Consider the following 7,577-nt stretch of genomic DNA (forward strand, 5'->3'; position numbering starts at 1 on the left):
GTGTACGGCACCCGAGAGTGATCTTCATCTGGAAGCTGGCCACACCCGACAACCAATGTGCTGTGCATTAACGTCGACTCGCCCAGCGTGTTAAACTGCCATGGAACAGCCGGTTTACTGGCCAGCTTGAATGCTGATCGCTGTGATAGCGTTTCCAGTGCCCCATGAACATGCGTTACCGGCCGGGGAATTTTTCTATTAAAAAAAGCCGCACGTGGTGACGGCCCTGACGCCCTCGTAAAAAACTCTTACCGTCTAGCAAGTGCAATGAGAGCAAAAAAAACACCCGCAAACGCACCCGCATCCTGCTGAAAAATCCGCTTATCGCTGATGAATTGACGATGCCGTTTTCTGGCTGTGATCATTTCTCGAAATTTGCACCATTTTATGCGAAAAAAATCTGGTTTATTTCTAATCAAGGCATACAATTCTTCACCAAAGGTGGGTATCATCCCGCCAGCAGTTTTGATACCACTAATGTTGAAAATAACCGGCTCAAAACTTAAAGTTTTTACCCGACTTTTAAACCCCGAGGACACACTCAATGGCAGCACGCAAAAAAATCATCGACCCCATCGTCGATATCGAAAATCAAATTGCTAAATTACAAACTCAGCTCCGTAGCGCCCGCGCCAAAAAAGCCACCGACGCGAAAAAGGCGGTAGCCGCAGCCATTAAAGCCAATGGCGCAGCGCAAAAGAAACTGTCCACGCTGACCAGTAAATTAGCCAAAGACCAAGCGGCCGCTAAAACGAAAAAAACCGCTGCGGTTAAAGATCGTGTTGCCAAGGGCAAAATCCAGGTTGCCGCTCAAAAGAAAGTTGTCGCTGACGCTAAAGCCGCCGTTGCTGAAGCCCAGACTGTGGTAAAAGCCCTGAATGAAACCACCAAACTGGCCGTCGCCATCGAGACTGCAGCCCAGAAAGCAGAACAGGCGCTGAAAAAGGCTGCTGCCAAAAAAGCCGCTGCTGAAGCGAAGAAAGCCAAAGCCGCTGCCAAGAAAAAAGCCAAGGCTGACGCAATCAAGGCCAAAGCTGCTGCTGTCAAGGCTAAAGCTGCTGCCAAGAAAGCCGCTGCTGCTGAGAAGAAGAAAGCCCAGGCTGCGGCCATGAAAGCCAAAGCTGCCGCCAAGAAAGCCGCTGCTGCCGAGAAGAAGAAAGCTCAGGCTGCCGCCAAGAAAGCTAAAGCCGCTGAAAAGAAGGCCGCTGCCGCTGCGAAAAAGAAAGCCCAGGCTGCTGCCAAGAAAGCTAAAGCTGCGACCCCCAAAGCCGCTGTGAAAAAGCCTGCAGCCAAGAAGGCCACCGCGAAGAAGGCCGCTGCCCCTAAAGCTGAAGCAAAGAAAGCCGCCGCCAAACCAGCGGGTGCCAAGGCTGCCAGCGCTAAAAAAGCCGTTACCAAAAAGACCACGGCCAAGAAAGCCACTGCCAAAGCGGCTCCCGCTAAAGCCGCCAGTGCCAAAAAGCCTGCGGCCAAAAAAGTGACCGCCAAGGCCGCCAACAAGGCGACTGAGCAGAAAGCCGCGGTGAAAAAAGCCACGGCCAAAAAGCCCGCCGCCAAGAAAGTCGCTGCGGCTAAACCCGCACCGGTGGCTGCAGAGAAACCCGTAGCCCCTGCCCCAGTCGCTCAAATCAAACCGGCAACTCCGGCTCCGGCGGCTGCAGAAAAGCCTGCCGCTCCAGTGGCCAAACCTGAAGCCGCGCCAGCTGCTGCACTGGCGGCCGCTGAAGCCCCTGTCAGCGCCAGCCTGTTTGGCGACGAGTAATCCCTCGTCCCCCAGAGCACCGGCGGCGTCCTGATACCAGACGGTTTTCGGGGTAAGGCCACCGCCAGTCTCTGCAGCTAAAAAAACCGCCGGCTTGCTGGCGGTTTTTTTTGGGGTGGTTATCGTGCTTTCGAGGTGTTTTCTACTCCCCGCCAGCGCGTCAAAACCCTCTCAAGCTCGGCCTGCAACGGGTCAGTTTCTGGCAGCAGCAACAAGCGATAGCAAAACTGTCCGCAGGCGGGTGGGCTGCCACCGAGGTTATCCCAGCCTTGGCTCAGCGCCTGCAATTCATGGAGCTCTTTTTTCTCCGCCGCCAGCTCCCATTGTTTGACCCGGGACCGCAAGGCTAACCAGGGCTGACGTTTGGGCAGGGCCCGGCGCAACTGACGCAAAGGCTTTACCCGCCATTGATGCCATGACTCAATCCGCTTCATACCCGTGTGCCACAGCTCACGATCAACCGGTATGCGGTTTTCGTCCAGCCACAGCGCCCACAAGAACGCATTCACGTTGGCCTGCCGCTCGTCCTGCAACAACAGGCACAGGGGCTCCATACCTTCGCAGGCATACAGGGACAAACTAAAGTCCCACAGGGGTTGGCCAAACACGCTCATCACAGACTCTGCATGATAGAATACCGCCATGATTACATTACACGACCTGAACTTACAACGGGGCAGCAAGATCTTGCTGGAAGGTGCCTCGCTGCGCCTGCACGACGGCCACAAGGTTGGCCTCATTGGCGCCAACGGCACCGGCAAGTCCACCCTTTTTAAAATGCTCAGTGGCCAGATTGCTCAGGACCAGGGGGAATTTTCCATTCCCTCGGGCTGGCGCATTGCCCACATGGCCCAGGAGGTTTCCCACAGCCAGCGCTCGGCTCTGGATTACGTGCTCGACGGTGACGGTGAATTCCGTCGCCTGCAAACCGCCATTGAGAACCAGGATAGCGATCAGGGCGAGGCCCTGGCCAAGCTCTATTCGCAATTTGAAACCATCGATGGCTACACCGCTGAAGCCCGTGCGCAGGAACTGCTGCATGGACTGGGCTTTGCCAGTGACGACGGCAGCAGACCGGTCAGCGATTTTTCCGGTGGCTGGCGCATTCGCCTGAACCTCGCCCAGGCGCTGATGTGTCCGGCGGATTTAATGCTCCTCGATGAACCCACCAACCACCTGGATTTGGACACCACCTGGTGGCTGGAACAGCGTTTACAACAATTCCGCGGTACGCTGCTGATCATCTCCCACGATCGGGATTTTCTCGACAACACGGTGAAGCACATTGTGCATATCGAGCAGGCCAAGCTGAATCTTTACTCGGGCAACTACTCCGGTTTTGAACGTCAACGCAGCGAACGACTGGCGCAACAGCAACAGATGTTCGACCGTCAGCAGACCCAGATTGCCGAAATCGAACGCTTTGTGGCGCGCTTTCGCGCCAAGGCCAGTAAAGCCAAGCAGGCACAGAGCCGGTTAAAGGCCCTGGAACGCCTGGAAACGATCGCCCCCGCTCACGTGGATTCGCCGTTTCAATTTCAGATCCCCTGTGCCGACAAAGCCTCTCACCCGTTAATGCAATTGAGCGATGCGCAACTGGGCTATGCCGACCGTGTGATTTTAAGTTCCGTCAACTTGCGGGTGGAGGCCACCAGTCGCCTCGGCTTGCTGGGTCCCAATGGCGCCGGTAAATCCACCCTGGTGAAATCGCTGGTGGCCGAGCTGGCCCTGCTGCAGGGTGAACGCACCTGTGGTGAGCACCTGGCCATCGGCTACTTTAACCAGCACCAACTGGAAGCGCTCGACATGGGAGCCAGTCCGGCCCTGCACATCCAGCGGCTGTCACCCACTGCCCGCGAGCAGGAGGTGCGCAACTTTCTCGGCGGCTTTGGCTTTCACGGTGACCGCGCCTTTGAAGTGATCAAACATTTTTCCGGTGGCGAAAAGGCCCGGCTGGCGCTGGCTCTGATTGCCTGGCAAAAGCCCAATCTGTTATTGCTCGATGAGCCCACCAACCACCTCGATCTGGACATGCGCGAAGCGCTTACGCTGGCCCTGCAAACTTACCCCGGTGCCGTGCTGGTGATCTCTCACGATCGCCACCTGCTGCGCAATACCGTCGATGATTTTTTACTGATCGCCGACGGCAAGGTCGACAGTTTTGACGGGGATCTGGAGGACTATCACCAGTGGCTGTCACAGCGCGAAGCCGCGACCAAACAGGCGGTGGAAACTACCGCCAGTGACGATAATAAAGTGGACCGCAAGCAGCAGCGACAGCAAGCGGCCGAACTGCGCAAGCAACTGCAACCGCTGCGCAAAAAAGTGCAGGCCGCCGAACGTCAGGTGGACAAATGGCAGACGCAGCTGGATGAACTGGAAACTCAGATGGCCGACGCCAGCCTGTACGAGGCAGAGCGCAAGGGTGAACTGCAAACCCTGTTAAAGCAACAGGCGCAAAAGCGTCAGAATCTGGAACAGGCTGAAGAGTTGTGGATGGAACTCAGTGAAGAATTCGAAAGTCTGGAGGCCTGCTTAAAGGACTGATGTTGTCTGCCTCATCACCGACGATTAAAGTCCGCTGTTTTAACAGGCCGGGGCTTTCCACCCTGATCGGTAAGAACACCCCGGAGTTTTTAACTCACTCGCCACGCTTGTCATCGTGGCGGTGAGTGTCGGGTTTTGCCGTCTTGCCGGGATACTCGCTGTCGATGCCTGGATTTAACCCCAGGTCTATACCGATGTCTTTGGCCTTGCGACGCAGTAACTTACCCGCCTCCTTTTGCATGTCCGTCACCCGATCCTTCTCATCAACAATCTCCAGCCCCAGCATGGTTTCGATAATATCTTCCATGGTGACGATGCCCTGCACACTGCCATATTCATCGAGAATCAGCATGATGTGCACCCGCTTGGGATTGATATCCACAAAAATCTGATGAATGGTGGTGGTATCAATCATCGCCACCAGTCTGCGCCTGTAATTATCCAGAGTCGACTCGCCATTGCCCCGCGCCTTGGCCAACAACAAATCACTCTTGATGACGTAACCGGTAATGTTGTCTTGGTTACCGTGATAAATCGGAATGCGTGAAAAAGGTTCTTGTTGATACTTGAGAAAAAACTCCTCCACTGTCATTTTATCCGACAGCGTAAACAGCACCGTTCGCGGCGTCATGATTTTTCGCACAGTGACATCGCGCAGCTGCAGCAGGTTTTTAACAATGGTGGCTTCCTGTTGCACCAGCTCACCCTGCTGCGACCCCAAATCCGCCATCGCGGATAATTCCTCGCGACTGATGTTATCCAGTGCTTCATCCGACTTTAAGCGCCGGGTAATAAACTCCGCCAGCACCACGAATGGCATCAGGATAATCACCAGGTATTTGAGGGTATAGGCCGTCGCCGGGGCCAACTGACGGGCGTAATGGGCCCCCAGGGTTTTGGGGATGATTTCTGAAAACACCAGAATCATTAAGGTCAGAATGGCGGACACCACCCCCAGCGAAGCGCTGCCAAACACCTTGGCCGCCTGGGCACCGGCACCGGCGGCACCGGCGGTGTGGGCAATGGTGTTCAGGCTCAGCACCGCCGCCAGCGGTCGACTGACATCGGCTTTGAGTTCTTGAAGAATACGCCCCGACGCTTTTCCCTCCTGCTCGAGCAGCGCCACCTGGGCGCTGGTCAAACTCAGCAGGACCGCTTCCACCACCGAGCACAAAAAAGAAAAGCCTATGGCGACGGCAATGTAGAGCACCAGCAATAGCATCGAAGTTCCTGTTTGTTAGGTTTTATTATGTCCGTTTAGACCCCGCCTCACTAGGCCAGTTCGAGTACCTTGCTGACCAGCTTGTTAATGCCAGCGGCGGCCTCCCGAATACGACCAGCCATCATGTAAGCCGACGTTGTCACCAATTTATTGGCATTGTCGACGACGATGGCATCCACTTCTGAAGGCACGTGACGCCCTCCCATCGCCTCAATCGCCGCAGCAGTGTCCGCATCCTGACCAATGGTGCACTCAACCCCGGCGCCGAAAATCGCGGCGGCCATAGACGGCGCGATGCAAATCAGGCCAACCGGTTTGGCCGCCGCTTTGAAGCTCTGCAGCAGCGCCAGCACTTGCGGGTTCATGCTCATGTCACTGCCTTTGACCGCAAAGTCGCAAAGGTTTTTGGCCACGCCAAATCCGCCCGGGACAATGATGGCATCAAAGTCTTCGACTCTGGCCTGCTGCAGTGCCTGGATGTCACCGCGCGCCAAACGGGCGGCCTCAACCAGCACCTGGCGACTTTCGCCCTCAGCCACTTCGCCGGTGAGGTGATTGACCACGTGCATCTGCGGAATATCTGGCGCAAAACACTGCACTTTGGCATCTGCCTGATCCAGGGCCAATAAAGTAATCACTGATTCATAGATCTCGGAACCGTCATAGACTCCACAACCCGCCAAAATGACCGCCACTTTCTTTGACATCAAACAACCCCTATTTCCGTATTAATGCATAGACTGTAATTGTAAACTTTAGCTGTAAACCCGTAGTGGAAACCTGCAGCTGTAAACCCGTAACTGAAACCTGTAGTTGAAACCTGTAGTTGAAACCTGTAGTTGAGACCGCAGTTGACACCCATAGTTGAAACCTGCAGTGAAAACCCGCAGCTCTAAACGGCAGCGGTGCTCTATTGTAGAGGTTCATGGGCTACTGACCAAGGAGATGAGATATGTTGCCGACTTTACTGTTTGTCGTTATCGACCCCCATAAAGAAGAGCAAATTGCCCTGCAGCGGGCAGAGCAACTGGCCGTCGACACTGGTGCGCGGCTGCATTTATTCTGTTGCGACTATCTGGAGGACATCTCTCAATTTACCTCCCGCAAAGACGCCAAACACTCTACGCTCACCCAGCACACCGCTCAGCTGGAAGCGCTGGCGCAACCCTTACGCGACGAGGGCATAACCGTTACCACCGAAGCCTACTGGAACGACAACTGGCAAAACTCTGTGATCTACGCCAGTAGCCGTGCCGGGGCCGACCTGATTCTCAAGTCCTCCTTCTCTCACGGCGCTCTGGAAAGGCGGTTCCTGAAAACTTCTGACATCACTCTGCTGCGCAAAGCCTCCTGCTCTACGCTGCTGGTAAAAAGCGCGTCGCCCTGGATGGAACAGAGAATTCTGGCGGCCGTGACATTGGACAATGACGATCCGGAGCACGAATTACTCAACAACCGCATCATCAAAGAAGCCCAGCGCCTGAGCAAAGCCACACAATCTGACTTGCATTGTGTCACCGCCCACGAACACCTGCCCAATATTGGCGATGTGTTGCGACTGCTCGAAGATGAAGAGGACTCCACCGATGAAGAGCTGATCAGTGAGCGCTTTGGCGTTCAGCCCGAGCGAGTGCACATTGCCTCAGGTGCCCCCAAAGATGTGATTATTGCCATAACCAAACAGCTGCGGGCTGACCTGTTGGTCATTGGCACAACCGCACGACGTGGTGTAAAGGCCGCGCTGCTGGGTAATACCGCCGAAAAGGTTATCGACAGTGTGGAGATGGATGTCCTGGTGGTGAATTAAGAATGAACCCACTGCGCTTGCACGTCAGCCAGACGCCAGAGCCTCTCTGCGCCATGCCTAACAAGATGTCTGCGTAATACCATCGCTTCCGCGTTATTTCAGCAATAGTGAAACCCCAAAAAAAAAGGTTCATCGCACTTTACCGGGAAACGCTGCTTTGATCTTCAGGAAGAAGTAATCGTTATCCCGGTATCCATACGCCATCCTTTTAATCACTTTAATCTTGTTGTTCATGCCTT

8 protein-coding genes are annotated in these 7,577 nt (G+C 55.0%); 3 read left to right on the forward strand and 5 right to left on the reverse strand.

Annotation, left to right across the window (positions count from 1 at the left end):
• Nucleotides 1-248: 248 nt before the first annotated feature.
• Nucleotides 249-554 carry a hypothetical protein gene (locus G8770_RS23005; RefSeq protein WP_167192394.1) on the reverse strand — a complete coding sequence of 102 codons (306 nt, stop codon included), beginning with the start codon at nt 552-554 and terminating at the stop codon, nt 249-251.
• Between G8770_RS23005 and G8770_RS23010 the strand changes: the two genes are divergently transcribed.
• Nucleotides 545-1,762, forward strand: coding sequence for a hypothetical protein (locus G8770_RS23010; protein ID WP_167192395.1), 1,218 nt, complete (start codon nt 545-547; stop codon nt 1,760-1,762). The genes G8770_RS23005 and G8770_RS23010 overlap by 10 nt on opposite strands.
• 119 nt (nt 1,763-1,881) lie before the next feature.
• Here G8770_RS23010 and G8770_RS23015 read toward each other — a convergent pair whose 3' ends face one another.
• Complete coding sequence (locus G8770_RS23015; protein ID WP_167192396.1) at nt 1,882-2,406, reverse strand: TIGR02444 family protein; 525 nt, start codon at nt 2,404-2,406, stop codon at nt 1,882-1,884.
• Here G8770_RS23015 and G8770_RS23020 point away from each other — a divergent pair.
• Entirely contained in the window at nt 2,405-4,309 is a 1,905-nt protein-coding gene (locus tag G8770_RS23020) for an ABC-F family ATP-binding cassette domain-containing protein (RefSeq protein WP_167192397.1), read from the forward strand. The two genes, G8770_RS23015 and G8770_RS23020, sit on opposite strands and share 2 nt — an antisense overlap.
• A gap of 94 nt (nt 4,310-4,403) precedes the next feature.
• On the opposite strand, the gene G8770_RS23025 is transcribed toward G8770_RS23020, so the two are convergent.
• Both G8770_RS23025 and elbB read right to left on the reverse strand, forming a co-directional pair.
• A complete protein-coding gene (locus tag G8770_RS23025; protein WP_167192398.1) occupies nt 4,404-5,531 on the reverse strand; it encodes a CNNM domain-containing protein in 1,128 nt (375 codons plus the stop codon).
• A gap of 50 nt (nt 5,532-5,581) precedes the next feature.
• Nucleotides 5,582-6,238: an isoprenoid biosynthesis glyoxalase ElbB gene (elbB, locus tag G8770_RS23030; protein ID WP_167192399.1), complete on the reverse strand. Its 657-nt coding sequence runs from the start codon at nt 6,236-6,238 to the stop codon at nt 5,582-5,584.
• A gap of 245 nt (nt 6,239-6,483) precedes the next feature.
• Between elbB and G8770_RS23035 the strand changes: the two genes are divergently transcribed.
• Nucleotides 6,484-7,338, forward strand: coding sequence for a universal stress protein (locus tag G8770_RS23035; protein WP_167192400.1), 855 nt, complete (start codon nt 6,484-6,486; stop codon nt 7,336-7,338).
• Between the two features lie 129 nt (nt 7,339-7,467).
• On the opposite strand, the gene G8770_RS23040 is transcribed toward G8770_RS23035, so the two are convergent.
• Nucleotides 7,468-7,577, reverse strand: a 110-nt coding sequence (locus G8770_RS23040) for a transposase (protein ID WP_167192401.1), incomplete at its 5' end; no start/stop codon positions are given.

It is taken from the genome of Pseudomaricurvus hydrocarbonicus (genome assembly GCF_011602365.1).
GTDB lineage: Bacteria > Pseudomonadota > Gammaproteobacteria > Pseudomonadales > Cellvibrionaceae > Pseudomaricurvus > Pseudomaricurvus hydrocarbonicus.

Coding starts and splice junctions, on each gene's coding strand:
- G8770_RS23010 (WP_167192395.1), top strand. CDS start 545: ATGGCAGCACGCAAAAAAATCATCGACCCCATCGTCGATATCGAAAAT.
- G8770_RS23020 (WP_167192397.1), top strand. CDS start 2,405: ATGATTACATTACACGACCTGAACTTACAACGGGGCAGCAAGATCTTG.
- G8770_RS23015 (WP_167192396.1), bottom strand. CDS start 2,406: ATGGCGGTATTCTATCATGCAGAGTCTGTGATGAGCGTGTTTGGCCAA.
- G8770_RS23025 (WP_167192398.1), bottom strand. CDS start 5,531: ATGCTATTGCTGGTGCTCTACATTGCCGTCGCCATAGGCTTTTCTTTT.
- elbB (WP_167192399.1), bottom strand. CDS start 6,238: ATGTCAAAGAAAGTGGCGGTCATTTTGGCGGGTTGTGGAGTCTATGAC.
- G8770_RS23035 (WP_167192400.1), top strand. CDS start 6,484: ATGTTGCCGACTTTACTGTTTGTCGTTATCGACCCCCATAAAGAAGAG.